Here is a 26,257-nt window from a genome sequence, read left to right as displayed (position 1 = left end):
ATCTTACCGGATCGCTGCCGGATCCACTTCAAAGCGGCGTTCCCCGCAATATTTATCAGAGATTAAAACCGTATAAGGCTGCGCCGGGTTGAACTGGGAACTGTCAAAATAAAACTGCATTTCAAGAACCGCGACCTTCTCGGTCTTTGCAGTATTGTCATCTTTCTTTTCGTTCCTTGTCAGCTGTTTCCCGTCATCTGCCTGATTCGCCTTTTTACCCTCTTCCTTCTTGTCAGTTTTACTGATCATCTCATGATGCAGATACATGGAAGCATACGGCGCCAGCTGTGTATTTCCCTGCAGCAGTTTCACCATATATTCGCCTTCCTGCAAAACAACCGGGGTATTCAGCCTGGCCCCAATCAGCGTAATGCCATCATATTCCTGAATTGCCTTTCGAATATCCGCCGGTTCCGGCACACGGGATTCTTCCACCTTGTCCCGGGCATGGATCGCGGCCAGCAGATACGGAGTATAAACAAAAATGCTCTCCTTTTGCCGGTAGGGATTCTTCAAAGCCTTTTCCGGTATCAGCCAGGGATCCACCAGCTGGTACAGCGTTTTCTTTTCCTGTTTATTGGCGATTCCGTACTGGATCGCTTTCATCATGTTCTCATCTGTCATGGGGGTCAGCGCGAAACACTGTGACAGGAAGCTGCAAAATAATAGTGTAAGGAAAACTTTTTTCATCCTGGTTCCTCCGAAAGATATTTTGAGCAAAGTATGATATACTTGAAACTGAATACAGAAACTGTACCGATATTATAAACCATTGTTAAAATGAACGCAACCAAACAGCCAAATAAAATAAAGAAAAAGGAAGATAAACCATGAATTTGGAAGGTATTGCCTTATATGCGCTGACAGATTATCTGAAACAGGAAATTACCGGCAGCCGGATTTACAAAGTCGGCATGCCGTCAGCGCATATTGTTTATTTTTCGCTGAAACGGGAACACGATACAATTCATCTCATTATGGACGTCAACGGCGGTTCCCCCTCTGTCAGGGTTGTTGCTGCCGCGCCCGATAATCCGCAGGAGCCGCCGGCATTCTGCATGCTGCTGCGCAAGCATCTGGAAGAAGGAAAAATCACTCAGGTCCGTCAATACGGCCTGGACCGTGTCATCGAGCTGGAAATCAGCCTGTTAGGGAGGACCGGCCGGATCATTACCAAACAGATCATTATTGAACTCACCGGCAAAAACGCCAACCTGGTCTTTGCGGAAGATGGGAAAATCCTGGACAGCCTGAAGCATGTCAGTCCCCTCATGAATTCCGTCCGCGTCATCCAGCCCGGGTATGCTTATAATCCTCCGCCCCCGCAGTCAGGGCTGAATATCCTGACCGCATCCCCGGAAGAAATTGTGGAAGCCGTTCCCGATGAAGTGACCGTTTCCTTATGGAAGCAGCTGGTAAAAGCGACCACCGGTATTGGCAAAGCTTCGGCTTTACAACTGTTATCCGCCGCCAAAATCCCGTTAAACGCCAACTACCTTACTCCGATGGACCGGAAACATCTGGTTTCTGCGATAACGGATGTGCAGGCAGACATGACGGCAAGCACCGCGTATCCGGCCACGGCCCTCATTTCCGAAAGCAACCAGTGCCAGACCGTCTTCCCGTTCCCCGTTACATATGTCCCGGAAGGCTTCCGTGCGGAAACGTTTCCCAACATAAACGACGCATTGTGCCATGCGGCCCGGTTGCAGCCGGTGCAGTTACCTGAACAGGATCTGTTGCGGAAAACCGTGCTTTCGGAGTTACGCAAAACAGAGAAAAAAATAAGCGCCCTGGAACAGGATCTGTCCCTGTCCAACGACGCGGATACTTTCCGTATCATTGCCGACAGCCTGATGGCCGCGTTATATCAGATTCAGAAAGGAGCCGCGTCCTGCTCTGTCCCCAATATTTACGACGGCGCCTTACTGCAGGTAACCCTGTCCCCGGTACTGACACCGGCGGAAAACGCGCAGAAATATTATAAGAAATACAACAAACTAAAACGTGCGCAGGATGAGATTGCCCTCCACCTGGCGGAAGCGACGGATATGCGTAACTGGCTGGAAAGCGTAGAAGAAAGCCTGCGCCTTGCAACCACCCGGCAGGAAACAGAAGAAATCAAAGAAGAACTGCAAACCGCGGGGATTTTGCCTGTTCCTAAACGGAAGTCCCATGCGTCCGGCAAATCCAGTCCCTTACAAATTGTTTATTCTGAATCGACCAGAATCTACATCGGCAAAAACAATCGGCAGAATGAAGAAGTGACTTTCAAAACCGCCACAGGAAATGATCTCTGGCTGCACGTTCAGAAAATCCCCGGCAGCCACGTGGTCATCAAAACAACGCTTCCAGAACCGGAGCCGGAAGCAGTGGATGCGGCTGTCCAGCTCGCCGCTCACTTCAGTAAAGCCCGCGGCGGCAGCCAGGTTCCCGTAGACTGCGTTCCCCGTCGCTTTGTGAAAAAACCGCCCGGCGCCAAACCCGGTTTTGTTCTTTTTACAAATCAGAAAACTTTTTATACCACACCTGATGAAGCGTTTATTAAAAACCTATTACAAAAAAATAATATTAAATGAATTCAGCAAATGAAAATACCGCAGCATTCAGAAATAAAATTCCGGATACTGCGGTATTATTAATTTAAAAGAACACAAATCAATGTCTGGCTACGATCAGCCGGCTCAGTTTTCCGTCCGTTAACTGCATGAACTGGTTATATTCATGTTTGTGGTCCGGGGTGGGATCAAACCGCATGATGATAAACTTCGGGTCAGTGTGGTCGTCCAATGAAGCAAGCTTTCCCCTGTAACAATCCAGCACTTCCGCTTTCGTCATGCCAACCTGTATGCCGCTTCCCGTCTTGTATCCGGCCCCGGTCATGTAGTACGCGTCCGGTCCGTACGACGGCGGCAAAGGTTTCCCATAGGTTTCACCATGATCCCTGATTTCATTGAAAACAAGCCCGGAATACTTAAACTCTGTTAAGACAGCCGTCTGCTTCTTCTCGATCGGCTCACCCAGAATCTCTTCGATTTCTTTCCAGCGGCAGCCTATGCCCACGCCCATCACGGAGTCGCCTTTGATTTTCGGGGCAATCGCGGCTTTCAGCCATTCCACATGATCCTGCTTCAGCGTCTTCCGGATTTCTTCTGCGTCCGCCTTAAATTTGGCGTCCGCCTTCCCATACTTTTCGCCTAACGCCTTCAGCTTGCTGTCGATTTGTTCCAAAGCTGCTTTATGCCTGGGCGCCGCCTCGTCGATCGCCGCGTCCAGCGCCTCCCCTTCCAGATTCGCCGGGACTTTGATCAGCTGGACCTGCTTTAATTCCTCAAGGATCTGGGCTTTTTCTTTATTATATTTTTCTTCTTCCCCACAGCCCGCAACAAGCAGCGCCGCCATTGCCAGAAGAACGGCAAACAGCAGCAGCCTGCGGCGGGATCCTTTCAAACGTTTCATAGGTATGTTTATACTTCTTCGCCGGAAGGAGCTTCCTTATGGGGCATCAGGTTTACCCATTTGACAAACTCATCCTGATCCAGCTGGACGACAAACCGTAACCCGTTTTCCAATTGGGCAGCCACCACATGCCAGGTTTTGTTGTCGCCGCCAAGAATCGCGCCGGCCAAAGCGCCCAGCGGGCCAAAGATGGCAAGTCCGACAATTCCCCAGCCAAGGCTGAACTTCTTTTCGTTTTCCTGAGTGACTTCTTCATAATATGAAATATTATCTTTAATGCCGATTTTCTCTGAAGAAAAAATACCGGTAGATACATTTAAGACAAAGTCATTGCTCAGCAAACCCGGGGTAATCAGTTCCGCCTTAACTTCTTCCTGCCGGCTGTCCGTGCCGCCTAAATATTTTGCCATGTTGAGATATCCTCCTTTACTGCCTTGTCTTTAATTTAACCTGTCTTTGTAAGATAATTAGTAAACCCGTACATAACAAGGTTATTATATCATTATAAGGCGATTCATATCTTGACTTTTATGTGAAAAGATTTTTGAAAGCCGGATGTGTTAAACGCTGACATCTTCGTTATGGGTGAGACGGAAGAATATCAACAGGGATACGATGGAAGTCAGTGTCAGAATCGTAGAATACGCCGCGGCATTGCCGAAGTTACTGCGGATGACTTCCGCATAAATCGCAACCGTCAGGGTGCTGGTACTGCTGGTATATAAGATGATGCTGGAACTCAATTCGCTGATCAGGGTGATCCAGCTCATGATTGCGCCGGCCAGTACGCCCGGAAGCATCATCGGTACCATAATCTTACGGAAGGATTTAAATTCGCTGGCGCCCAAACTGATTGCCGCTTCTTCCACGCTGGGAGAAATCTGGGAAATGATTGCCGTGCTGGAACGGATTGTATAAGGCATGCGCCTGATTGTCAGGGAAATGATAATAATGAGAGCCGTGCCGGACAGAACCAGAATCCCCGAATTGAAACCCGACAGCAGCGCGATACCTAACACAGAACCCGGGATGATATACGGGAACATGGTCAGCGTATCCAGAATATTTGTCAGCAGGGACGGTTTCCGCGCGGTAAGATACGAGATCAGGATGCCCAGGACTACTACGATACCGATAGCGCATAACCCAAAGGCATAGGTGTTGAAAATCGAAATATTATCTTTGGAAAACAGCGTATTCTCATAATTCATCAAAGAGAATTTCCCGGTATACACTGCGCCCCCCACCGTTTCCAGGAAAGAAGTAAAGATAACTGTCAGCTGGGGAAGCATGGCGATAAACGCTACGCCGAAGACAAACAGATACGCGAAGAATTTCTGGCTTCCTTTCGCCTGTACCGGCTGCATGGGTTTTAAGGCCGTCATCGCATAGGAGTAGCGTTTTGCTACGATGCGCTGCAGGAAGAACAGGAACAGTGTAATCACAACGACGATTACGCACAGGGCCGCCGCAAAATGATCGTCCGTGCTGACTTCGCCCATGAACTGGGTGTAAATCAAAACCGGGAACGTCTTAAACCCTTCCCCGATCAGCATAGGCGTACCGAAGTCTGAGAACACCCGCATGAACACCAGCAGGGAACCTGCCAGCAGGGATGGCATGACCAGCGGAAGGATGATCTGTGTCACCCGCTGGAATGCGTTGCAGCCCAGGCTTTCCGCCGCTTCATTCAGAGAACTGTCCAGATTCTTTAAGGCGCCGGAAACATACATGTAAATCAAAGGGAATGACTGCAGTGAAAAAACAAGGACGATGCCCGCAAACCCGTAAATGCCTCCGAACTGGACGCCAAACAGGCTGTTGACCAGCTGCGTAATAAAACCGTTGCGTCCCAGCAGCTGGATCCATGCATAGGCGCCGATGAAAGGAGGCGACAGGTACGAGATTACGATTAAAATATTGACATATTTGCTGTAAGGGATTTTAAAGCTGCGCAAAACATAAGCCATGGGCAGACCGATAATGGCCGCCAGCAGTGTCGCGCAGATAGTTACCTTGAAGCTGTTGACCAGCGTGCTCCAGTAGAACTTGCGGCCGAAAAACTTTGTAAAGTAATCGAAGGTCAGCGCGTGGGTCTCGGGATCAACCACGCTCTGATACATGATCAGAAACAGCGGGTACACTACAAACAAAAGGAAAAAGCACAGTATTGCCAGCGTAAACCCGGTCCAGATGTTTGGCTTCTTCATGCGTCCTCACCACCAATTCGCCTGCCGTTAATATCTTCTGTCTGAATGATCAGCGACTGCATCCCGTCCTCTGTAAATACATTAATGCGTTCTGCTTCAACGCGCAATTTAACAGCCGTATTGTTGGGAATGATCCGCCCCACATCCGAAGGTGTGATGACTTCCACCTCCTGGCCGTCGGCCATGGTCAGGAAGTAATGTGTCGAAATCCCCAGGAACACGCTGTAATTCACCACCGCGTCCAGGCCTTCCCCGTCCATATGCACGGTAAACTCTTCCGGACGGACGGCAACGGTTACGGGGATGTCCGCCGCGCCGCAGGTTTCCGCGTATTTTGCAACAGCGGCAGCGTCCAGCGTCTGCATGGGAACCTGGTATTTTCCAAAGGACAGGATATGCTGCGCACCGGCTTTCCTGACAACAGCCTTAAAAATATTCGACAGACCGATAAACGTCGATACAAATCGGTTGGCAGGCCGCTGATAAATGTACTGGGGAGACCCGACCTGCTGGATGACGCCGTCATTCATAACGGCAATACGGTCGGAAACCGCCAGGGCTTCCTCCTGGTCATGGGTAACATATACCGTTGTAATCCCCACCTGCTGCTGGATGTTTTTAATGGCATTACGCATTTCGACACGCAGTTTCGCATCCAGATTGGACAATGGTTCGTCCATAAGCAGCACCTGGGGATGGATTACAATAGCCCTGGCCAGGGCCACGCGCTGCTGCTGACCGCCGGACAGCTGTGTAGGCATACGGTCTTTCAAGTGCCCGATCTTGACTACATCCAGAATTTCAACAACCGATTTTTCAATTTCCGCCGCAGGCACTTGGCGCTGTTTCAGACCGAAAGCCACGTTGTCAAAAACGGACATATGGGGAAAAATTGCGTAATTCTGGAACACCATGCCCATATTGCGCTTATTGACCGGGATGTTGTTAATGACTTTATCATCGACTTTTATCGTGCCTCCTTCGATGGAGTTAAAGCCGATAATCATGCGCAATAAGGTAGTCTTCCCGCAACCGGAGGGGCCTAATAAGGTAAAGAATTCTCCCGGATGGATCTTCAGGGACAGACCGTTGATTACGATTGTATCTTCATATTTTTTGATTACATTATCAATATCAATGGAAACGCTCATCAGAATTCTCCTTTGTATAACAAAATGGCGCCAATTGGTATATTGGCGCCATTCATAGCTTCAGCACAAATTGATTACGGAATGACCCCGCAGTTCCTTATGCCGTTTTACAGTTACATGGATTTTTCCAGGTGTTTGGTGAATTCCTTGGTGAATTTTTCTTTGTTTTCGGAAACCCATTTTTCGTTGAATTTCGGAGCGATTTTGATCTTGCTGGCAGGAGTCATGTAGTCAGCCAGTTTGGCGTTCTTCCGCAGCGGGCGGACCGTCAGCGTGGTGCCCACCAGGTTCTGGATCTTTTCGCTCAGCATATAGTCGACAAACTTTTTCGCGTTTTCGGGATGCTTGCAGTTTTTGATAATCTGCACAGACTGGGGAGCGTACAAAGCGCCTTCTTTAGGGAATACAACTTCAACCGGAGCGCCGCTCTTAACCAGTGTCGCAGCCGGATCTTCCCAGGTCAGGCCTACAATATATTCTCCGCCTGCCACGCCTTTATAAACCTGGCTGGAGCTGTTCATCATCTTGCCGTTCAGCTGTTTCAGGAATTTATCGCAATAATCCCAGGCTTCTTTACTGAAGGGATCGCCATTCCCCATATCATACAGCATTACAACCAGAGATTGGAACGCAGAAGAAGAGTTTACCGGGTCGCCGAATGCGATTTTATCTTTCAACGCCGGATTCAGCAGGTCGCCAAAGCCTTCAATCTTCATGTCGCCCTTCATCTTTTTGTTTACGACCATGACTGTAGGATCGGAGAATGCCGGTGTGAAGAATTTCGTACTGTTCCGGAACTCCTCCATCATGTTCGGGTCTTCTTTGGAAACATATTCCATGAAAAGGTCTTTTTTGGAGGCCAGCATCGCTTCACTGCCAGCCCATAAAACGTCGCCCAGCGGATTCGCTTTTTCGGAAGCCACACGTTTTACTACTTCGCCGGTGCCCGCTACCACAACATTTACTTTAATGCCGGTATCTTTTTCAAAGTTTTTGATTACCGCATTATTCAGGCTTTCGGAGCGGGCAGTGTATACAGTCAGTTCTTTTGCCGCGTTATCCGGTTTCGGACCTTCAGCCTTTTTGTCACCGCCGCCGCACCCGCTGAACAACATGGACAGTGACAATAATGCTGTTGCTAAAAATGCTACTGATTTTTTCATTCTCTCTTCCTCCCATTTTTAACAAACAATAACAACTTGCCTTTATTACGAACCGCAAGTTCTTTATGATTTGATTATAACACTTCAATGTCAATATCTCAAATACTAATTCAAACAAAAACCAGCCTGTACCTCTTTAAAAGTACAGGCTGGTGTTCTCTGTGTTCTATTCTCTGAATTCACATTTCAAATGCTGGCGTTCCGGCATCAGTTTATACTTAACCCTTGGGTAACCGACCATCATACAACCCACCAGTTTCTGTTTCGGCGGAATTCCCACCAGGTCCAGCAGCGGTTTGTATCCGGCAATGCCGCAGGCCTGGATGAACCCGGCGATCGTCGTTCCCAGACCGATGGCAGGCGCAAACAGTTCCGCATAGGCCAGGCACTGCTCGCTGTTGCTTACTCCCGTCACATTCAGGCGCCTTGTTGATACAAAGATGAGCATCGGCGCGTTGCGACCGATAATATCAACCTTTTTTTCATGAAATGTATGCAATACCGCTTTGAAATACCGTTTGTTCACCGTTTCTTTTTCTACTTCTTCCGCCATCCAGTCAGCAGTCGTCCTGCGGATCGCTGCCAGCGTGTCCGGATTGGAGATCACCGTAAAATACATGCTCTGACTGTTTCCTGCAGTGGGCGCGTACCGACAGATATCCAACAGCTTTAACACATCTTCCTGTTTCGGTGGCTGCGGTTTGAACAGGCGCACGCTGCGGCGGGAGCGGAGAAAATCATAAGCCTGTTGTTCCGATATGATCGACGGGGGAACCGGAGTCATTTCTTCCCGCGGCGTATATTTATTATCCATGGCGCCCGTAGGGCAGATTGCCACACAGTGCCCGCAGCTCATACATCCCCGGTCCACATTGCATTCCGGGCCGTTCTCCCCCATATCCAGGATACAGGCAGGACAGTCTGCCACACACAACCCGCACTTTACACATTTATTCCGATTAACTTTTATTAAATCCATTACCGGCACTCTGCCAACCCTCCAGACCCTGTGAACTCTGTCTTCCGTTTTTAAGGAAAAAAACGATATTTTGTATTATACCACATCTCAGGAAAAATGCTAACTAAAAACAGCATTTTTCGTAAAAAAAACAGCTGCAGAACAATCCGCAGCTGTGAAAAAACTTATTTCCTGTTCGTCTGTTCGCTGGTCAGTTTGTACATCAGCGCATTACAGATAGCGGCCGCCACGTTGCTGCCGCCTTTACGGCCAACGGCCACGATGTACGGAACTCCGCTGGCCATAATGATTTCTTTGGACTGCACCACGTTAACAAAACCGACCGGCACACCGATGACCAGAACCGGTTTGATTTTTCCTTCTTTGACAAGTTCATCCAGACGCACCAGTGCAGTAGGCGCGTTGCCGATCGCAATGATGACCGGTCCCTGCAGCGTTGCTGCTTTTTCCATGCAGGCCGCAGCGCGGGTGCTGCCCGCTTCTTTTGCGCGGGCCGCCACGTCCGGGTCGCTCATAAAGCAGACGGCGTTACCGTTCAGTTTGGCAAGCGCGGCTTTGTTGATGCCGGTCTGGGCCATCTTGGTGTCCGTAACAATAGTAAATCCCCCGTTTTTCATAACGGCCAGCGTGTCTGCCACCACATTGTCGCTGAACCGCATGGTGCGGGCATAATCAAAATCCGCTGCGGTGTGGATGCAGCGCTTGATGATGCTTTCTTTATCCGGATCCAATTTTAACTCGCCTAATTCTTCTGTAATAATTTCAAAGCTGCGCTTTTCGATATCCATTGGCAGTACATTTTCCAGGTTCATGTGGTACCTCCTTGTTTAATGAATTCTTACCGATGATACGGCTTCCATACTTTTGCACCTTTTGACTCCGGCAACCCGGATTCTGACAACAATATTATTATACGCAAACAAAAAAATAACGACAATATATCTTCCGTATCATTTACCTATTTTTCAATTCCTTCCCTGGCAGGAATTCCTCTGTCAAAAGGATGTTTACGTTTGCAAATCTCTGAAACATAGTCAGCCAGTTCCAACAGCTCCGGCGACGGATTACGTCCTGTCATCACCACTTCCAGATGTTCCGGCTTGTGTTTCAGAAAATCAATCAGCAGACTTTCATCCAACAGATGAGTACCACAGGCGCCGATCACCTCATCCAGCACCAGCAGGTCTGTCTCTTCTTTCCGGCAATGCGAAGCCAGTTCCTGTATAAACGCGTTATGGATTTTCAGCACTTCCGCTTTTTCCTGTTCATTCATCTGGAACGAAAATTTGGTCAGCGGTTTGCCACGGAACACCGTTACTCCCGGCAGTAACGCAAGGGTGCGCAGTTCTCCGGTTTCCCGGCCTTTCAGAAACTGCCCCAGGACAACCTTCAATCCTCTTCCGCTGGCACGCAAAATCAGACCTAACGCAGCAGTAGTCTTTCCCTTTCCATTACCTGTATAAATATGGATCAGGCCTAATTTACTTTTATCCATGTAAAGTACTTCTCCCTCTGAATTTCAGAAAACGTCAGTCAGTGTTTTCATACCAGCACAACTCCGGCCGGCAAGACAATCCCTTATCTATTCGTCCAGCCCTTTTTCTACGATTGCATAAACCTTTTCCATATCCAGATGCTCACGAACACTCTGGGCCAGCAGGTCATACTGATGCTGTTTGTATTCCTGGTAATCTATTACCTTGACATCGTCCATGCTCAGGCCTTTTCTGGCCAGCAGCGCTTCTACGATTTTTGCGGCAATGCCTTCCCCGTCAAATATGCCGTGGATATAGGTTCCGTAAACCTGCATTCCGCTCCGCACCGTCTGGCTTCCTTCCGCAAACGGCTCCGCCTTCTCGTTGATGGGCTCCACCGTATTCAATGCTTTCGTTTCTTCCAGTCTGGTTATACCGCTGTGGATCTCATATCCGTAAAATTCCCTGCCGCTTAAACCGGAAAAAATACCTTCCACCCGGTTAAAATGTCCTTTCATCTGGATGGTGCGTTTTTTCTCCACAAATTCCGTTTCCGTATTCAGCAGGGCCATGCCGGTAGTCACGCTTCCCGCATGCCCGCTGTCATAACCGAATGGATCGGACAGGCTGCGGCCCAGCATCTGATACCCGCCGCAGATACCAAAGACTACCGTGCCGTTATTCGCTTTATGCAGCACGGCAGTTTCCAGGCCGTTCTGCCGCATCCACTTCAAATCATCAATGGTATTTTTGGTGCCGGGGAGAATGATCATATCCGGATTTCCCAGTTCTTCCGTACTCTTAACATAACGCAGGGACACACCGTCTATCAGTTCAAACACATTGAAATCCGTAAAATTGGACATACGGGGGAACTTGATTACAGCGATGTCAATTAATGCATTCTTACTTTTCACCTGGGTCAGGCGTTCCGATAAACTGTCCTCATCTTCAATATCCACATTCATCATGGGGAGAACACCAATCACCGGAATGCCGGTCTTTTCTTCCAGCATGTCCAGACCGGGTTTCAGAATACTCACATCGCCGCGGAATTTATTGATGATAACGCCTTTCACCATGGCCCGTTCTTCCGGTTCCAGCAACATCAGGGTTCCGTAGATTGAAGCGAACACACCGCCGCGGTCAATATCGGCTACTAACAACACAGGGGACTTTGCCATTTTGGCCATGCCCATGTTCACTATATCCTGGGCTTTCAGATTGATTTCCGCCGGGCTGCCGGCGCCTTCAATGACCATGATGTCGCTCTGCTCTGCCAGGGTATTATACGCTTTCATGATATCGGGAATCAGCTTGGTCTTATACTTGTAATACTCTACGGCCGGCATCGTGCCGATGGCCACGCCGTTGACAATGACCTGGGAGCCGCTGTCACTGGTGGGTTTCAGCAGGATCGGGTTCATCAGCACGCTGGGTTTTACCCCGGCCGCTTCGGCCTGCACCACCTGGGCCCGGCCCATTTCAGCGCCTTCCGCTGTAATAAAGGAATTCAGGGCCATGTTCTGGGATTTAAAAGGGTTTACCCGTTTCCCGTCCTGATGGAAAATCCGGCACAGCGCAGCTGTTACCAGGCTTTTCCCCGCATTTGACATGGTGCCCTGTATCATGATTGCTTTAGCCATCGTATTCACTCTCTTTCATTAAAAAGTCTGTTATATCCCGGTATGTTTCAATACTGCGGTTCAGCAGATGCCCGGTTTTTGTTTCCGCAGTTATCACCGGTCCCCTGCCCCGGGTATGTTTTCCCGTCACGCTGCTGGTCACATGGTCGCCGCAGATTACAATGCGCAGCGGCTCCTCCGCCGTATCCAGCAGCGGCTCCAAAAACTCTTTATCGATACGGGAGATAAATTCGGCCTTGCCTTCATAATCATGACGGTGCGCCGCTTCATCCGTCCCGTTGAAATGCGTCATCACAAAGGGGAAACGTGTCAGCATCTTACGGGTAACCGCCAGTTTTTCCCTGATATTTGTATCGGTATCCGCCGTACAGTAAGAAAGCTCCGGCACTTCCATCTTCAGTGCTTTCCCGATACCCCGGACGATTTCCGTCTGGCACACCAGAGCGCCTTTCATACCATTCAGTGTTTCAAAGGATGGCATCTCCGTCCGGCAGGAAGCGCCCCAGGGATACAGTCTGTAAGTAAGATCATTACGGTTGTATTGCTGCAGGATCTGATCCGTTTCCTGCATGAACAGCTTCATAGCCAGGGAAGAAGACTTCAGTTCCGCCAGCAACTCATCCACCGGAAGTCCCATGCTTTCGTGTGGCGGCGCGGTCCGGATCCGCAGCACGCTTTCTTTCCGGTCCATCACCAGCAGATTCCGGTAGCCGGAAAGATGGATAAACTCTATGTCCGGGGTCAGGGAACTGAACTGCCCTGCCATGGTTTCCATCTCCCGGAATGAAAGCCCCATGCCGTTAAAGGAAACCAGGCGGCCGCTGCTGTCCTGGGAAACCACGTTGCAGCGCAGCACCATCTCATACTCGGAAACATCCCGGTTCTGGGCCAGCAGTTCCAGATACGCCCTGTTGGTGGGAAACGCTTCTTTCGGAACACCCAGAAGCCGCAGGATGCAGGTCAGGCTTTCCGGCACTACATCCGTTTCGCAGATGCTGACCTGTGAAAGCCGGCCTTCCCGGATCAGTCTGTCCATGTTAGGATGAAACGCACGGGTAAAAGGGGTCTGTCCGTTCCAGGCAGGAATCGGATCATCGCCTAATCCGTCAATTAATATAATTAAACATGTCATGCTTTACAAGTTCCTTCATAATTCTGATCAGCTTACGGTTATCCCGGCGGGTTTTCACGGCGATCCGGTAATACCCTTCTGATAATCCGTGATAGTTGGAACAGTCCCTGATCAGGATATGGTGCTTCTTCAGCTTCTCCGGCCAGGGATAATTATGCGTTGTTTTTATCAAAAGATAGTTGGCCGCGCCTTCAAACACCTGCAGCTTGATGAGTCGCAGCTGCGCAGCCAGATAGGCTTTTTCTACTGCAATCAGTTCGCGGGTTTCTTCAAGATAATCTGTTTCTTCCAAAGCGGCGGCACCGGCCGCCTGCGCCAGCACGGAAACATTCCAGTCCTGCCCGCAGGCATACAGTTTATCCATAAGGCCGGCATCGGAAGCCAGGCAGAAACCAAGCCGCACACCCGGTATCGCGAATATTTTCGTAAAAGCTTTCAGGATGATCAAGCCCGGATGACCGGTCAGCTGGTCAAGGAGGCTGTATTTATCTTTATCCTTTACAAAATCCATGAAGCATTCATCTACCAGTAAAGGAATATGCAGCGCCTCGCAATGCTGCAACACCGTTAAAAGCAATTCTTTATCCATCAGCTTTCCGGTGGGATTATTAGGATTGCAAAGCACTACCATCTCTGTCCGTTTGGTAATTGCTTTCAGGATTTCCGGGGTGACGGCAAACTCATTTTTTTCATGTAATGTAAAATAATCTATCTTGCTGCCTGCCGCCACGGCCGCCTTTTCATAATCGGCAAACGTCGGCGCCAGTACAAGCGTCCTCTTCGGCCGCAGCGCGGTCATGATCCGGAACAGCACGTCTGCCGCCCCGTTCCCGCAGTATATCATCTCTGCCGGGAGAAAAAAATACCGGCTGAGCCCGGCGCGCAGCTCCCTGCAAAACGGGTCTGGATAATTCACGCAATCCGCCACCGCATTCTTTAGGGCGCGGCCCACGCCGGCAGGGATCCCCAGCGGATTGATATTCGCGGAATAGTCCAGCATCTCTTTATTCTGTTTCAGGGAAGGGTCGCTGTAAATATCGCCGCCATGAACATATTGATACATGAAAATTTCTCCTTTATCCTGCCGTAAACAGGTAAACAGCCTGTAACAGGCTGAACCCAAGCAGACCGGTAATCGAAGTAAAATACATCAGCAGGTTCATCTGTTTAATATGCAAAGAAGCCGCATGTTCTAAATCGTCCCCTATGGTTTCTTTATGCACCAGTTTACCAAAATAGTAATGGTCACCACCCAGCATCAGATGCAACGCGCCTGCCGCTACGGATTCCGTCTGGGCCGAATTGGGACTTAAATGATGGTACCGGTCACGCCAGAAAATTATCCAGGCATTTTTGGCATCCAGCCCGGTAAAAAAACTGGCTGCCATCATACAGAAAGCACAAATACGTGCCGGAATATAATTCGCTATGTCATCAAGCTTGGCAGCATACCGGCCGATATACAGAAACTTTTCATCCTTATAGCCGATCATACTGTCCATGGTATTAATACCCTTGTATAAAAAGGCCAGCGGCGCACCGCCGATAAACATGTACAGCATGGGTGCGATTATACCGTCTGCCGTATTCTCCGCAACCGTTTCCACCGCACCTTTGATTACTTCTTCTTCCGAAAGCTCGGCAGTATCCCGTCCCACGATCCAGGACAACATCTTTCTTCCCAGCGGAAGGTCGTGGGCTTCCAGCGCATCATAGACCTTCATGCTTTCATCACGCAGGGAACGGGTGCAGAAAATCTGGTAACACATGATAGTTTCTATCACAAAACGCAGCCAGGGATGCACGGTTCCCGCAGCCAGCAAAATCAGATACGGAACCGAAAAAGATAAAAAGCACACAACAACGACGATGATAAAACCGCCCCGCAGCAATTTATCCGGGTCTGTTCCGCATACAGCCCTCACCCGTTTTTCCAGCCAGCTGATCAGGTTGCCGATCAAAATAATGGGATGGGGCCAGCCGTGGGGATCACCGATTGCCAAGTCCAACAGAAACCCGCAGACAATGGCGCCTAACAACATCATATATAAAACGCCTCTTTATAAAAGGATTGGTATTTCAATTAATATGAACAAATCAAAATCAAAAACGCAACCAAATAATAACAAGCATAAACGGCAGAATGGATTACTGTTCAGCGCGCTTCTGCTGATAACAGATGCAGGCTTTCACAAAATTTTCCGCAAACCCGATATTGCCCCACAGATGGAGATGGGGATACCCTGCGTACAGCGTTCCGTTTGCCTGGGCTGCAGGCCAGGAAACCGCTTTTCCAGCCTTTTGCGCCGTAAAGGCAGCACCGTTCTGATCACTGTCGGAATAATGAAATTCATGGGCATGAATTGAATCGCCGGCTTTACACAGCACATTGTCTGTGTTCGCAGTCATATTGACATAACCGAAACGTACCAGCCGGTCTGTCATCCAACAGGTACCTTGCACTGCGCCTGCCCAGGGATACAATGTATCGTTGTCCCTGTACCCTTCCATCAGATACATGAAGCCGCCGCATTCCGCATAACAGGGAAGCCCAGCCGCCAGTTTTTTGCGCAGGTCTGTAAGCAGCGAAGTATTCTCACCCAGCTGCTTTGCGTATAATTCCGGATAGCCGCCGCCCAGGAATACACCATCACATTCCGGCAACGCCGTATCCTGCAGCGGACTGAAGGGAACAATCTCCGCACCCATCATGGACAACAAATCTAATGAATCCTGATAATAAAAGCAAAATGCCTTATCCTGCGCCACCGCAATTTTAACGTTCCCTAACGGCGTAATGTCCAACGGTTCATATTCCAGCGGCTCTGCGGTCTGAGCCAGCGCCATCAGCCCTTCCAAATCTATGGATTCCTCAGCCTGCTCAGCCAAACGCTCCACGATGGTTTCCAGCGTTCCAATCTCTCCCGCAGTCACAAGCCCCAGATGCCGGCTCTCCAGATTGCATTCCGGCAAATGCGGGAAATAACCGCACGCCTTAACGCCAGTTTCTTTTTCAATTACATCTTTATAGAACAGGTATGTCATCTTCTTTACATTGTTTAAGATAACGCCCTGTACATTACTGTCCCTGCGGAAATCTTTGAATCCTTTAATAAGGGCAGCCATGGAAAGCGCAGCGCCTTTGCCGTTTATGATCAGCACCACCGGTGCTTTTACGGTACGCGCCAGATCGTATGCACTGGCTTCCGCAGTTTTGCCCATGCCGTCGTAAAAGCCCATGGCCCCTTCCAGGATAGCTATGTCTGCATCTTTGCTGTTTTTTGCCAGCAGCCGCTTTACATTCTCGGGGCCGGTGAGGAATAAATCAAGGTTCCGGGATTTTGCCCCGATCACCTTTGAATGGAACATGGGGTCAATATAGTCTGGACCGCTTTTGAAAGCGGCAACCCGCAGTTTTTTGTCCAGCAGAGCCCGCAGCACCGCACAGACTACTGTAGTCTTGCCGCTGCCGCTCTGGGGTGCCGCAAATAAAAGCCGGGGAATGTCAAGAAACACCGTTTCCGCCATTTTCCTTCCCCCTTCCTGAACACACGTATCGAACACATTTATAACGCAAAAGCGCCTGCATGCACCACCAACACACGCCTTACCGCACTGATTCTTTCCGGTTCGTCATGCCTGCGCTTTTTTCTGAGCCGTGATGATGTAAATCGGATTTTGCGCCATCATCAGGTTATACCGGCCCAGCTTTTTGTTATAAGCCGATGCAATGTTCACTACATCCAACTCATAATCCGGTTTTTCTTTGTAATAATCAACCACCGTGCAAAGTGTTTCCAATGCAATCACATTGATTACAATACGGCATTCCGGATTCCGGGCATACAGGCTGTCCAGCATTTTCGCCATATTCCCGCTGCTGCCACCGATGAACACACAGTCCGGCGCCGGAGTCTTTTCGATTTCTTCCGACGCTTCCCCAGCTACGATTTCCATATTATCGCAATGGAAGCGTTCTTTATTTAAACGCAGGAGTTCCAGCGCGTCTTCTTTCATCTCAAAGGCATACAGTTTCCCCAGGGGCGCCTGCAGGGCCAGTTCCACGGAACACGAACCGGTACCCGCTCCGATATCGTAAATAATGTCGTCCGGGCGCGGTTGCAATTTGGAAATGGAAACCGCGCGGATTTCCTGTTTAGTCATGGGCGCCTTGCCCCGAAGGAAAAGACTGTCATCCAGACCGTGCACACCCTGCCGCAACGGGCCTCCTGCCTTTTCATTTAAAATCATCATTACTGAGAGGGACGGGAAATTCCCTTCCGCAATTTCTTCCGCAGTTCCGGTTACGATTTCTTCTTCCGGATAAGACAGGTTAGAGCCAACGTGAACCGTCACTTCACCCAGCCCCTGTTCACACAACTGCCGGCATAATACCTGCGGGGAATTTTCTCCGCCGGTGAGGGAAAACACTTTTTTATATTGCAAAACAGCAGAAACCAGATTCTGCTGCCTTCCATGCATGCTGATAATCTTCGCATCGTCCCAGGACAGCTGCAGCCGGGACGCAAAATAGACCAGACTGCTGATACCGCAATAGCGTTTTACTTCACATTGAGGAAGTTTTCCGGCAATGGTTTTGGCCAGGCTGAAAAAACCCACGTCACCGGAAACCAGAATGCCTAACACATCCTTCTCTGCATCCGCGTTTGCAGCCAATTCCGCCAGTTCTGCGAGTTTGATTGTCGGACAGACTTTCTTCCCGCTTCCGAACTGGCCGACCATCCGTTTATCCCCGGCCAGAATCGTGCTTTCAGTAATAGCCTGTCTGGCCTCCCCTGTCAGAAGATCCGGGTTGCCCGGGCCGATTCCGATCACATTCACTTTCAGCATTGCCAGTCTCCTCATTATTAATTAAGCGCCTAAGCGCCGAATTTTTCTTTCAGTTCCGCCAGCACCTGTTCCAGATCTTCGCCGGTCTCCGGATTCCTGTCAATCAGAATCAGTTTAGCCCCTACTTCGGCGGCCGCCTCCAGTTTATCATCAAACCCGCCGGTCTTTCCGGAATCTTTGGAAACGATATATTTCGCACCGGAACGGCGGAACATGGCTATATTCAAATCCTTTGCAAACGGTCCCTGCATGCAGATAATCTGTGCAGGTTTGTACCCAAGGTTGAGCGCGTTATCCAAGGAATCCCGCAAAGGCAATATCCGGCAGGTAATGCGTTCCGCATATCCGGGAAGCTTTGTAAAATCAACCAGGTTCTTGCTGCCGGTCGTTAAAAACACCGGTCCTTCCGTCCCGCTCAAAACTTCTATGGCTTCCCCGAAATCTTTTACCGTGATACAGCCGGGGTGTTCGCTGGCAGGCCGTAGCATCCGTTTATAAGGGAAACCGGTCTCCCTGCAGGCTTTCTGTACGGTTTCCGTAACCAGTACCGCATAAGGGTGGGTGGAATCCAGCACCAGATCCGGCTGCACCTCACGTAAAAAAGCGCACATATCTGCAAAGTTCATGCGTTTTGTCAGTACATGGATATAGGGATTTTCAGGATACAAAGACGCACCGTACGCCGTAGCAACGGAGACATAAACATCTACCTGCAGAGCAGCCAATGCGTCAGCAATCTTTCTTCCTTCTATAGTTCCGGCAATCAGCCAGACTTTTCGTTTCATAAATGATAACCCCGGGGCGTTACGATACGCCCGTTAATCACCTTGCTCTGGGAGTTTCCGATAATCACGGTAGAGAACATGTCCACGTTCTCGTTATCTCCCAGTTCTTTTAAGGTGGTCAGTTCGTAAGATTCCCCTTCCCGTCCGATATTATGCACGATGCCACAGGGGATGTCACCGCTCTGGTTCTTCAGCATAATGTCACAGGCTTTTTTCAGATAGTCTTTCCGTTTATGGCTTCTGGGATTGTATAGGGCAATACAGAAGTCAGCCTGAGACGCACAGTCCAGACGCTTTTCGATTTTTTCCCAGGGAGTCAGCAGGTCGCTTAACGAAATAAGGCAAAAATCACAAATCAGAGGAGCGCCAAGAAGCGCAGCGCCGGAACAGGCAGCCGTTACGCCGGGAATCACTTCAATATTTACATCCGGATAATCGGCTGCAACCTGGCACATGATGCCGGCCATGCCGTACACACCGGCATCACCGCTGCTGATAATGGCTACGGTCTGCCCTTTCAGCGCTTCTTCCAGCGTCGCTTTGCAGCGGTCCACTTCCTTACGCATGCCATTGGAAACAAACCGTTTTCCCGGGAACTCGTCTTTGATCAGATTCACATACACATTGTAACCGGTGATTACATCACAGGACTCCAGCGCTTTTACAGCGCGCTCTGTCATCTGTTCCCTGCCGCCAGGTCCCAGACTTACCACATAGATTTTAGCTGACATTTTTTCTCCTTTTACCGTCAGAACCGTTTAAATCACTCATTAAAATCCACAACAAAATTCTCAGCCGCCACAGCCAGCGTTACACCGTTCCTGCCAGTCTTGCGCAGTAACAGCTTCCCGCCGTTGCTGTCCAGCACTGCTGCTCTTTCACAGACATTGTCCACGCCCACCGTCTTTGCCACAAAAGCAGAGGGCGTAAAGATCCCTTCAACAGCATTCAATTCTTCCGCAGAGTAAAAGCGGATGGGAAACGAATTTTCCCTGGCGAAAGCCAGCAACCCTTCCTCATCTTTTTTAACATCGATGGAAGCGATCCCTTTTACCACGCTCATCGTTACTTTCAGTTTTTTAAGTTCCTGAACAACCAGTTCTTCGATTAAATACATGGGGGTACCCCTGCGGCATCCGATGCCAAGATGAAGAATACGGGGACGCAGCACAACCGTCTCAACAAAAGGCTGTACCGTTTTCCGCAGGGAAATCGCCAAACCGACAGGTCCCTCCTCAGCCATGATCAGCCCTTTGGGAAGCGGGCCCCTGACGGGAAATTCGCTCTTGACCCCCACCTTTTTACAATCTACCAGATAAGAGGCAAAGGTTTTGGCGCTCTGCATATTAAAAATAGACATGTTGTGCCGGGCTGCCCATTCATCCACAGCAAACAGGTCGTTGACGTCAGTAGCTGTGGTTATAACCGGCACTGCATTGAGAAATGCCGCTATCCCCGTCGCCAGCCCGTTCGCGCCGCCAATATGACCCGAAAGCAGAGGGATGACAAACTTCCCCTGTTCATCAATGGAAATCACCGCCGGATCCTTGGTCTTGCTGCGGATATAAGGGGCGATGCTGCGAATGGCGATTCCTGTCGCGCCGATAAACACCATCAGACGACACAGGGAAAAAGCCTCTTTGCACATTAACTGCAGAGAAGGGCTGATTTCCTTTAACGCCGGATTCAAATCCCTGTAGCGCCGGGTTGTATATATCCCCGTCGCGAACCCACAGGAATCCAGATACTTTTGCAGTTTCAGACTGATTTTTGCCCCATTACGGGTAAAAGAAAAAACAATTGCATTCATTTTATTTGCCAGGTTTATGATGCGTTTTCGTCACCGGTTTGATCTGCAGTTTGCTTGCATCGGCTTTACGGTATCCGGTTTCAAAGGTCGGATTGTACAGTTCGCTGCGTTCATAGGCCGAACCCAGGAACCCGCCTACGGTGATCAGCGCCAGATTCTTCACATTATTGGCCGCTGCCGTTTCCGCAATGGTGCCAACCGTGCAGTGCAGCACCTTTTCATCAGGCCATGAAGCTTTGTAAACGATGGCCGCCGGTTCGTCCGCGCCATACCCGCCGCTGATCAGTTCCTTCTGCAGTTTTTCCAGCATGCCCGCGCTGAGGAAGATGACCATGGTGGCATGATGCTTTGCGTAATCTTTGATCTTTTGTTTCGGAGGTACTCCGGTCCGGCCTTCCATGCGGGTAATAATAACTGACTGGCTTACTTCCGGAAGAGTGTATTCCGCTTTCAGGGAAGCCGCTGCCGCGCAGAACGAACTGACGCCAGGCACAACTTCAAAATCCAGGTTATAACTCTTTAAAAGATCCATTTGTTCCCTGTGGGCTCCGTACACGCTGGGATCCCCTGTATGCAGACGGACTACCAGCTTGCCTTCCTGTGCAGCCGGAACCATGGCCGCAATAACTTCTTCCAGAGTCATCACGGCGCTGTTCATAATTTCACATTCAGGTTTTGCGTAGTCCAGCAAAGCCGGGTTAACCAGGGAACCGGCATAGATGATCATGTCTGCCTTTTCCAGCAGTTCCTTACCCCGTACCGTAATTAAATCCGCTGCTCCGGGACCTGCTCCGATAAAATAGATCATTACTGTTCAAACTCCTTTTCTTTTACCAGTATCACTGAAAAATAACTGCTCTTATCGTTAACTTTATTCAGATCTTTATATACTTTTTCTCCGGGCAGGCCGCAGTTCTCAATCATCTGGGCATGTTTCAGAAGACCGCGCCCGGTCAGTTCATCCCGGACCCTGCCGATTTCGCTGGCCGATTTCATCAGGATTTTGTTACCGGGCATATCCAGGAACCGGCTGGATTCTTTATAGCTTCCCGGCAGAATGGTCAGCGGTTCCGCTTTTTCACAAAGGGAAACGTTCAGTTTGGCCGCAACGGCACAGAAACTGGTTACACCGGGAACCAGCAATGCTTCGTAACCGGCCTTCAGCACCAGTTTGTGTACGTAGATGCAGGTAGCGTAAACGGTGGGGCATCCCAATGTAATAAATACCACGTTCTTTCCCTGATCCAGATACCTGATAATATCGTCCGCGCCTTTCTGATGGGCTTTGGATATAACGTCATGATCCTTGACCATGGGCATATAAACCAAAAGCTGTTCCTTATTACTCAGGTCGACGATTCCTTCCACGATATTTTTAGCGACCAACACATCGCTGTCGCCCTGGGGAATCGCCAGCACATCACATTCTTTAATCAGCCGGACCGCTTTCAGAGTCATCAGTTCCGGATCGCCGGGGCCAACGCCAACGCTGTACAATTTACCTTTCATACCATGCTTCTCCTTTATCGCTTGCAAATTTTAATAACCTTATATTTTCATCAGACGTTACGTCAGGCGTTATTCTGATGCAGTTTCAACAGTTCTTCCGCGCCGGCAGTCTGCCCTAAAAACCCATAAACATTGGAAAACAGGATCGCACCGGTTTTCAGTTTCCCATGCACCCGTTTCTGCATATAGAAATCAATTTTCCGGGCTGCCTCTTCTATCACGGTTTCAAACAGCCCTTCCCGTTTCAGGATCTTCGTCATTTCATCTGTGGTCAGAGCCTGATAGATTTCTTTTCCGACGGAAGGAGCCGCACCGTGGAACATGGCCTGCAATGCCAGAAATTCCGAGCGGCAGTCGGCGTATTTGGAGTGTGTGTTCATGACGCCCTGGGCCAACTTGATCAGTTTGCCGGAATGACCGATGATCAGAACGCTTTCAAAGCCTTTTAATACCGCGTAATCCAAAAGTTCCCCCACAAAATTGCTGCACGTCACCGCCTTACTGATATCCACCTTCATTTCATCCCGGGTAAAATCGGCGCCGTAGTTGCCGAAGAACACCAGTAAATCTTTATCCCCGTTCGCTTTCCGGGAATCCATCTCCGTATACATCGTGTCAATCAGGGCACGGTCACTCATGGGTTCCACGATCCCGCTGGTACCTAAAATAGAAATGCCTTCCTCGATACCCAACCGCGGATTAAATGTCCTGGGCGCGATTACAGGGCCATCCGGAACAGAGATGACCACACGCAACGGTTCTTCAAAGCCATACTGATTCATTACGTCCAGCACTTCCTGTGTGATCATTTTACGGGGCACCGGATTGATAGCCGGTCCTCCCACCTTACAGGCCAGCCCGGGTTTCGTCACCTTGCCTACGCCTATACCGCCCCAGATTTCCACCTTTCCGTCCAACTGTTCCACAGATGCTGTGCGGGGCTGCATCACAAGTTCGTCTTCAGGTACCTTTGCGTGCAGCTCAGACACGGTAGCGTAAATCAGGGTCCCGTTCGTATCATCCGGGTCATCCCCGCTGTCCTTACGGATCGCACAGCAGGCAAATCCCGGACCGCGCAGGATGTCCAGCACATCCAGCGTCAGCATAATGCCTTTGGGCGTATCCAGCTTGACCTGATCCGTTTCTTCCCCGGAAAGAAGCATCACGGCAGCAGCCTTGGAAGCAGCCGCGGCACAGCTTCCGGTCGTATATCCCCGCCGCATGAGCCTGCCCTGGGAAACAACAACATCCTGTTCCATATTGATTCGTACACCTTCTTAACGGAAACACAGATAAGCCCGGTATACCTGCCGGCTTTTCAATCAGCGATTCCCTGTTTATGTTTCCTGTTTTTAATAACAAAAAAGACTTCCGCATCCACTGGCAGAAATCTTCATAGTTAACCCCAGACGCGGTAACATATTTTATATTCCCGCGCCTATGCGTTATGCCTATTCCATCACTCGTGGACTACGGTGCAGTTAATCCGGGCAGGTTGCTGACTGTAGACAGAAATTAAAAAACTGTTTGACAGCGACGGGACCGTGACGGAATTTCACCGTCTTGCCTTTTAAACAGACTGTTACCCGGACTTATTCATTTGTAACCGATTATTATTGAATTATATCATAGTTACAGGTCCGACACAATATTTCAGTCAGGGAAATCTTCATAATAATAAGGTTTTTTATAAAAAATAACTTAAACAAGAATTCTCACGCAAATACCTTGCTTCATTATCATTTTGTATTGTATATTAAAATATGCAAATGCACGGCTTTAACAACTATGCCTGAAAGAAGTGTACTTAACATGCTCGATATCCGCTATGAAGATGAAGCGCTCCTGATTGTCAGTAAGCCACCCGGCATCCTTGTCCATCCCACAACCAAAGAAGACGCAGATACACTGTCTGCCCGGATTGGCCGGTACTACCGTAGCAAGGGTTGGAACCTGAACCTGCATCCTGTTTCCCGCCTGGACAGGAATACATCCGGTCTTGTGGTTTTTGCCAAACTTCCTGAAATCCAGGGACAGCTGATCAAGCAGGGTATGCAAAAGGAATACCTTGCCCTGGTCACCGGGGTTCTGCCTGCCGGACACGGGATTTTAGACTTTCCGATTGCCCGGAAAGCCGGCAGCATCATCGAACGGGAAATCAATACCGGAGGCAGGCCATGCAAAACAGAATACTGGGTAATTTCTCCCTCTGGCAGGTTTTTGGGACAAGACGCAAAAGTTGCTGCAGCGGACAGGTATTCTGCGTATCCGTCTTCCGGCTCCGCAATATGTGACGCAAAGTCTGAAGCGCACCTTTCTCTGGTACGGTGCCGTCTTTTTACGGGGCGGACCCATCAGATCCGGGTACACTTTGCCGGCATAGGCTGTCCCCTCTGGCACGACAATTTATACGGAAAAATTCCTGGACCTCCCCTGAGGCACGGCCTTCACGCATATAAAATTTCTTTTGAACATCCCTGGACACACGCCATTCTGGAAGTCACTTCCGCATTGCCGGAAGATCTGAATCTGGTCTGGCAGAACAGCCGGCTGTAAAACAGTGCTTTACTCATCCGTCATTTAAAATAACAGGCTTACGGGTATCTTCCGCAAAATAAAGAATTAAAAAAGGCAGCTGGTGTTAATCAGCTGCCTTTTACCTTTTATCTGAATCAGATTTTACGTCCCGGATACTGTTTTACAGCTTCCGCCAGCAATGCCATTGCCCTTTCCAGATCTTCACAGTTTAACACATAGGCCAGGCGGGCTTCGTCAACGCCTTTGCCCGGTGTGGCGTAAAAGCCGTTACCGGGAGCGATCATAACCGTTTCGCCGTTTACATCAAAATCCTGCAGCATCCAGATAGCAAATTTTTCCGCATCGTCAACCGGGAACTTTACCATCACATAGAATGCTCCTTTAGGCTGGGAAGAAACCAGTCCCGGGATCTTTGCCAGACCGGCCGCAATGGTATCACGGCGTTTCTTATACTCTTTGTTGACCTCTTCAAGGTAAGAGGCCGGCGTTTCATATAAGGCAGCCGCTCCAACCTGTTCCACGGCCGGAGCACACAGACGCCCCTGACACAGTTTCATGAACTGCGCGCATAATTCTTTATTTTTGCTGATAACGCAGCCGATGCGGGCGCCGCAGGCGCTGTACCGTTTGGAAACCGAATCGACCATGATAAGGTTCTGTTCCAGCTCTTTATACGTTCCAAAACTGGTGTAAGTTCCGTCATACACAAACTCACGGTATACTTCATCAGAAATCAGGGCGATATCATACTTTTTAACAATTTCCGCAATCATGTCCATTTCCTGCTTACTGTAAACTACGCCGGTGGGATTGCCCGGGTTGGTCAGCAGGATTGCGCGGGTTCTGCCGTTGATGTATTTTTCAACGGTTGCCATGTCCGGCATGCAATAACCGTCTTCAGCACGGGTAGGTACCGCTGTTATTTTTGCGTTGCCCAGTTTGGCAAAGGTCGTATAGTTAGCATAGAACGGTTCGAACACCAGAATCTCGTCACCGGGATCGCACAGACTGAACACCGCCATTTCCAGCGCTTCGCTGCCGCCGTTTGTAATATAGATATTTTTGGTTTCGTAATGAATGCCCCAGGCTTCGTAGTACTTCTGGATTGCTTTAATCAGGTTCACATCGCCCTGGGAATTTCCGTAAGCCACCACCTTCTGATCAAACTTGCGGATGGCTTCCATGAATTTGGGTGACGTCGCAATATCCGGCTGCCCGATGTTCAGATGATAAACTTTCTTCCCTTTCTTTTTGGCAGCCTCCGCATAGGGCGCCAGTTTGCGGATTGGAGATGTCTCCATTCCCAAAGCGCGGTCTGAAATTTTCATTTTTTATCCCCCTTTAAAAATAGTAAGCTTAAAGAAACACTCTTCACCCGGTTTCTTTAAAAATGTAAACTCTTTGTAATCCCTTATAGTTTTACATTATAAAGCAAGCCAGGCTAAGCCGCAAAAAAAATAGTGTAATGGATATTACACTATTCTTAAAAATACACCAGGATCTTCAAAAGTATATTGTACACAAAATACTGTCTTACCTGTCTGTATAT

General features: G+C 49.4%; 24 protein-coding genes and 1 riboswitch. Of the genes, 2 read left to right on the top strand and 22 right to left on the bottom strand.

The genetic code is table 11. The annotated features are described in order from the left end of the window. Positions 1–3: 3 nt before the first annotated feature. The gene (locus BM159_RS08650; protein WP_093913852.1) at positions 4–690 is read right to left on the bottom strand and encodes a hypothetical protein; all 687 of its coding nucleotides are present in this window, start codon (positions 688–690) and stop codon (positions 4–6) included. A 140-nt stretch (positions 691–830) separates the two neighbouring features. Here BM159_RS08650 and BM159_RS08645 point away from each other — a divergent pair, with 140 nt between their 5' ends. Continuing rightward, positions 831–2,579, top strand: coding sequence for an Rqc2 family fibronectin-binding protein (locus BM159_RS08645; protein WP_093913851.1), 1,749 nt, complete (start codon positions 831–833; stop codon positions 2,577–2,579). 79 nt (positions 2,580–2,658) lie between these two features. Here BM159_RS08645 and BM159_RS08640 read toward each other — a convergent pair whose 3' ends face one another. The 20 genes from BM159_RS08640 to cbiD all read right to left on the bottom strand — a co-directional run bounded on the left by BM159_RS08640 (position 2,659) and on the right by cbiD (position 23,429). Then, positions 2,659–3,459 (bottom strand): hypothetical protein, encoded by an 801-nt coding sequence (locus BM159_RS08640; RefSeq protein WP_093913850.1) that lies wholly within the window; start codon positions 3,457–3,459, stop codon positions 2,659–2,661. An 8-nt stretch (positions 3,460–3,467) separates the two neighbouring features. Beyond that, on the bottom strand, positions 3,468–3,869 hold the full coding sequence (locus BM159_RS08635; RefSeq protein ID WP_093913849.1) for a hypothetical protein: 402 nt from the start codon (positions 3,867–3,869) through the stop codon (positions 3,468–3,470). Between the two features lie 150 nt (positions 3,870–4,019). Further along, complete coding sequence (locus tag BM159_RS08630; protein WP_093913848.1) at positions 4,020–5,669, bottom strand: ABC transporter permease; 1,650 nt, start codon at positions 5,667–5,669, stop codon at positions 4,020–4,022. Beyond that, complete coding sequence (locus BM159_RS08625) at positions 5,666–6,820, bottom strand: ABC transporter ATP-binding protein (protein WP_093913847.1); 1,155 nt, start codon at positions 6,818–6,820, stop codon at positions 5,666–5,668. Before BM159_RS08625 ends, BM159_RS08630 begins: the two co-directional genes overlap by 4 nt. A 113-nt stretch (positions 6,821–6,933) precedes the next feature. Next, complete coding sequence (locus BM159_RS08620; protein WP_425443221.1) at positions 6,934–7,935, bottom strand: extracellular solute-binding protein; 1,002 nt, start codon at positions 7,933–7,935, stop codon at positions 6,934–6,936. Positions 7,936–8,149: 214 nt separating this feature from the next. Beyond that, the gene (locus BM159_RS08615) at positions 8,150–8,962 is read right to left on the bottom strand and encodes a nitroreductase family protein (protein WP_342745755.1); all 813 of its coding nucleotides are present in this window, start codon (positions 8,960–8,962) and stop codon (positions 8,150–8,152) included. 164 nt (positions 8,963–9,126) lie between these two features. After that, positions 9,127–9,774, bottom strand: a complete 648-nt coding sequence (locus BM159_RS08610) for a precorrin-8X methylmutase (RefSeq protein ID WP_093913845.1) — start codon at positions 9,772–9,774, stop codon at positions 9,127–9,129. Between the two features lie 146 nt (positions 9,775–9,920). Then, on the bottom strand, positions 9,921–10,457 hold the full coding sequence (locus BM159_RS08605) for a cob(I)yrinic acid a,c-diamide adenosyltransferase (protein ID WP_093913844.1): 537 nt from the start codon (positions 10,455–10,457) through the stop codon (positions 9,921–9,923). Between the two features lie 87 nt (positions 10,458–10,544). After that, on the bottom strand, positions 10,545–12,083 hold the full coding sequence (locus BM159_RS08600; protein ID WP_093913843.1) for a cobyric acid synthase: 1,539 nt from the start codon (positions 12,081–12,083) through the stop codon (positions 10,545–10,547). Next, complete coding sequence (locus tag BM159_RS08595; RefSeq protein WP_093913842.1) at positions 12,076–13,215, bottom strand: alkaline phosphatase family protein; 1,140 nt, start codon at positions 13,213–13,215, stop codon at positions 12,076–12,078. Before BM159_RS08595 ends, BM159_RS08600 begins: the two co-directional genes overlap by 8 nt. Beyond that, a complete protein-coding gene (cobD, locus tag BM159_RS08590; RefSeq protein WP_093913841.1) occupies positions 13,190–14,278 on the bottom strand; it encodes a threonine-phosphate decarboxylase CobD in 1,089 nt (362 codons plus the stop codon). The genes BM159_RS08595 and cobD overlap by 26 nt, the downstream gene beginning before the upstream one ends. Positions 14,279–14,291: 13 nt before the next feature. After that, positions 14,292–15,260 carry an adenosylcobinamide-phosphate synthase CbiB gene (gene cbiB / locus BM159_RS08585; RefSeq protein ID WP_093913840.1) on the bottom strand — a complete coding sequence of 323 codons (969 nt, stop codon included), beginning with the start codon at positions 15,258–15,260 and terminating at the stop codon, positions 14,292–14,294. A gap of 103 nt (positions 15,261–15,363) precedes the next feature. After that, complete coding sequence (locus tag BM159_RS08580; RefSeq protein WP_093913839.1) at positions 15,364–16,743, bottom strand: cobyrinic acid a,c-diamide synthase CobB; 1,380 nt, start codon at positions 16,741–16,743, stop codon at positions 15,364–15,366. A 105-nt stretch (positions 16,744–16,848) separates the two neighbouring features. Next, positions 16,849–18,066 carry a precorrin-6y C5,15-methyltransferase (decarboxylating) subunit CbiE gene (gene cbiE / locus BM159_RS08575; protein WP_177205983.1) on the bottom strand — a complete coding sequence of 406 codons (1,218 nt, stop codon included), beginning with the start codon at positions 18,064–18,066 and terminating at the stop codon, positions 16,849–16,851. A 29-nt stretch (positions 18,067–18,095) separates the two neighbouring features. Further along, on the bottom strand, positions 18,096–18,851 hold the full coding sequence (cobK, locus tag BM159_RS08570; protein WP_093913838.1) for a precorrin-6A reductase: 756 nt from the start codon (positions 18,849–18,851) through the stop codon (positions 18,096–18,098). Continuing rightward, positions 18,848–19,582: a precorrin-3B C(17)-methyltransferase gene (gene cobJ, locus BM159_RS08565; protein ID WP_093913837.1), complete on the bottom strand. Its 735-nt coding sequence runs from the start codon at positions 19,580–19,582 to the stop codon at positions 18,848–18,850. Before cobJ ends, cobK begins: the two co-directional genes overlap by 4 nt. Before the next feature lie 32 nt (positions 19,583–19,614). Continuing rightward, positions 19,615–20,661 carry a cobalt-precorrin 5A hydrolase gene (locus tag BM159_RS08560; protein ID WP_093913836.1) on the bottom strand — a complete coding sequence of 349 codons (1,047 nt, stop codon included), beginning with the start codon at positions 20,659–20,661 and terminating at the stop codon, positions 19,615–19,617. Between the two features lies 1 nt (position 20,662). Continuing rightward, positions 20,663–21,469, bottom strand: coding sequence for a precorrin-4 C(11)-methyltransferase (gene cobM / locus BM159_RS08555; RefSeq protein ID WP_093913835.1), 807 nt, complete (start codon positions 21,467–21,469; stop codon positions 20,663–20,665). Next, positions 21,469–22,170: a precorrin-2 C(20)-methyltransferase gene (cobI, locus tag BM159_RS08550; RefSeq protein WP_093913834.1), complete on the bottom strand. Its 702-nt coding sequence runs from the start codon at positions 22,168–22,170 to the stop codon at positions 21,469–21,471. The genes cobM and cobI overlap by 1 nt, the downstream gene beginning before the upstream one ends. A 62-nt stretch (positions 22,171–22,232) precedes the next feature. After that, positions 22,233–23,429 (bottom strand): cobalt-precorrin-5B (C(1))-methyltransferase CbiD, encoded by a 1,197-nt coding sequence (gene cbiD / locus BM159_RS08545; RefSeq protein ID WP_093913833.1) that lies wholly within the window; start codon positions 23,427–23,429, stop codon positions 22,233–22,235. Between the two features lie 213 nt (positions 23,430–23,642). Further along, positions 23,643–23,775, bottom strand: a riboswitch (cobalamin riboswitch). A 183-nt stretch (positions 23,776–23,958) separates the two neighbouring features. On the opposite strand from cbiD, the gene BM159_RS08540 reads away from it, so the two are divergent. After that, positions 23,959–24,726: an RluA family pseudouridine synthase gene (locus BM159_RS08540; RefSeq protein WP_093913832.1), complete on the top strand. Its 768-nt coding sequence runs from the start codon at positions 23,959–23,961 to the stop codon at positions 24,724–24,726. 116 nt (positions 24,727–24,842) lie between these two features. Here the strand turns inward: BM159_RS08540 and BM159_RS08535 are convergent, their stop codons facing one another. Further along, the gene (locus BM159_RS08535) at positions 24,843–26,036 is read right to left on the bottom strand and encodes a pyridoxal phosphate-dependent aminotransferase (RefSeq protein ID WP_093913831.1); all 1,194 of its coding nucleotides are present in this window, start codon (positions 26,034–26,036) and stop codon (positions 24,843–24,845) included. Positions 26,037–26,257: the final 221 nt, after the last annotated feature.

It is taken from the genome of Succiniclasticum ruminis DSM 9236 (assembly GCF_900112895.1).
Lineage (GTDB): Bacteria > Bacillota > Negativicutes > Acidaminococcales > Acidaminococcaceae > Succiniclasticum > Succiniclasticum ruminis.
The sequence above is the reverse complement of the archived record's forward strand: the minus strand, read 5'-3'. Positions and strand labels throughout refer to the sequence as shown.

Bases quoted from the DNA above. Each gene is read 5' to 3' on its own strand.
- cbiD (WP_093913833.1), bottom strand. From the start codon at position 23,429: ATGGAACAGGATGTTGTTGTTTCCCAGGGCAGGCTCATGCGGCGGGGA.
- BM159_RS08610 (WP_093913845.1), bottom strand. From the start codon at position 9,774: ATGAACCTGGAAAATGTACTGCCAATGGATATCGAAAAGCGCAGCTTT.
- BM159_RS08535 (WP_093913831.1), bottom strand. From the start codon at position 26,036: ATGAAAATTTCAGACCGCGCTTTGGGAATGGAGACATCTCCAATCCGC.
- cobM (WP_093913835.1), bottom strand. From the start codon at position 21,469: ATGATCTATTTTATCGGAGCAGGTCCCGGAGCAGCGGATTTAATTACG.
- BM159_RS08615 (WP_342745755.1), bottom strand. From the start codon at position 8,962: ATGGATTTAATAAAAGTTAATCGGAATAAATGTGTAAAGTGCGGGTTG.
- cobD (WP_093913841.1), bottom strand. From the start codon at position 14,278: ATGTATCAATATGTTCATGGCGGCGATATTTACAGCGACCCTTCCCTG.
- cobK (WP_093913838.1), bottom strand. From the start codon at position 18,851: ATGAAACGAAAAGTCTGGCTGATTGCCGGAACTATAGAAGGAAGAAAG.
- BM159_RS08650 (WP_093913852.1), bottom strand. From the start codon at position 690: ATGAAAAAAGTTTTCCTTACACTATTATTTTGCAGCTTCCTGTCACAG.
- BM159_RS08560 (WP_093913836.1), bottom strand. From the start codon at position 20,661: ATGAATGCAATTGTTTTTTCTTTTACCCGTAATGGGGCAAAAATCAGT.
- cbiE (WP_177205983.1), bottom strand. From the start codon at position 18,066: ATGCTGAAAGTGAATGTGATCGGAATCGGCCCGGGCAACCCGGATCTT.
- BM159_RS08600 (WP_093913843.1), bottom strand. From the start codon at position 12,083: ATGGCTAAAGCAATCATGATACAGGGCACCATGTCAAATGCGGGGAAA.
- cbiB (WP_093913840.1), bottom strand. From the start codon at position 15,260: ATGATGTTGTTAGGCGCCATTGTCTGCGGGTTTCTGTTGGACTTGGCA.
- BM159_RS08630 (WP_093913848.1), bottom strand. From the start codon at position 5,669: ATGAAGAAGCCAAACATCTGGACCGGGTTTACGCTGGCAATACTGTGC.
- BM159_RS08580 (WP_093913839.1), bottom strand. From the start codon at position 16,743: ATGGCGGAAACGGTGTTTCTTGACATTCCCCGGCTTTTATTTGCGGCA.
- BM159_RS08625 (WP_093913847.1), bottom strand. From the start codon at position 6,820: ATGAGCGTTTCCATTGATATTGATAATGTAATCAAAAAATATGAAGAT.
- cobI (WP_093913834.1), bottom strand. From the start codon at position 22,170: ATGAAAGGTAAATTGTACAGCGTTGGCGTTGGCCCCGGCGATCCGGAA.
- BM159_RS08635 (WP_093913849.1), bottom strand. From the start codon at position 3,869: ATGGCAAAATATTTAGGCGGCACGGACAGCCGGCAGGAAGAAGTTAAG.
- BM159_RS08540 (WP_093913832.1), top strand. From the start codon at position 23,959: ATGCCTGAAAGAAGTGTACTTAACATGCTCGATATCCGCTATGAAGAT.
- BM159_RS08595 (WP_093913842.1), bottom strand. From the start codon at position 13,215: ATGACATGTTTAATTATATTAATTGACGGATTAGGCGATGATCCGATT.
- BM159_RS08645 (WP_093913851.1), top strand. From the start codon at position 831: ATGAATTTGGAAGGTATTGCCTTATATGCGCTGACAGATTATCTGAAA.
- BM159_RS08605 (WP_093913844.1), bottom strand. From the start codon at position 10,457: ATGGATAAAAGTAAATTAGGCCTGATCCATATTTATACAGGTAATGGA.
- BM159_RS08640 (WP_093913850.1), bottom strand. From the start codon at position 3,459: ATGAAACGTTTGAAAGGATCCCGCCGCAGGCTGCTGCTGTTTGCCGTT.
- BM159_RS08620 (WP_425443221.1), bottom strand. From the start codon at position 7,935: ATGTTGTTCAGCGGGTGCGGCGGCGGTGACAAAAAGGCTGAAGGTCCG.
- cobJ (WP_093913837.1), bottom strand. From the start codon at position 19,582: ATGTCAGCTAAAATCTATGTGGTAAGTCTGGGACCTGGCGGCAGGGAA.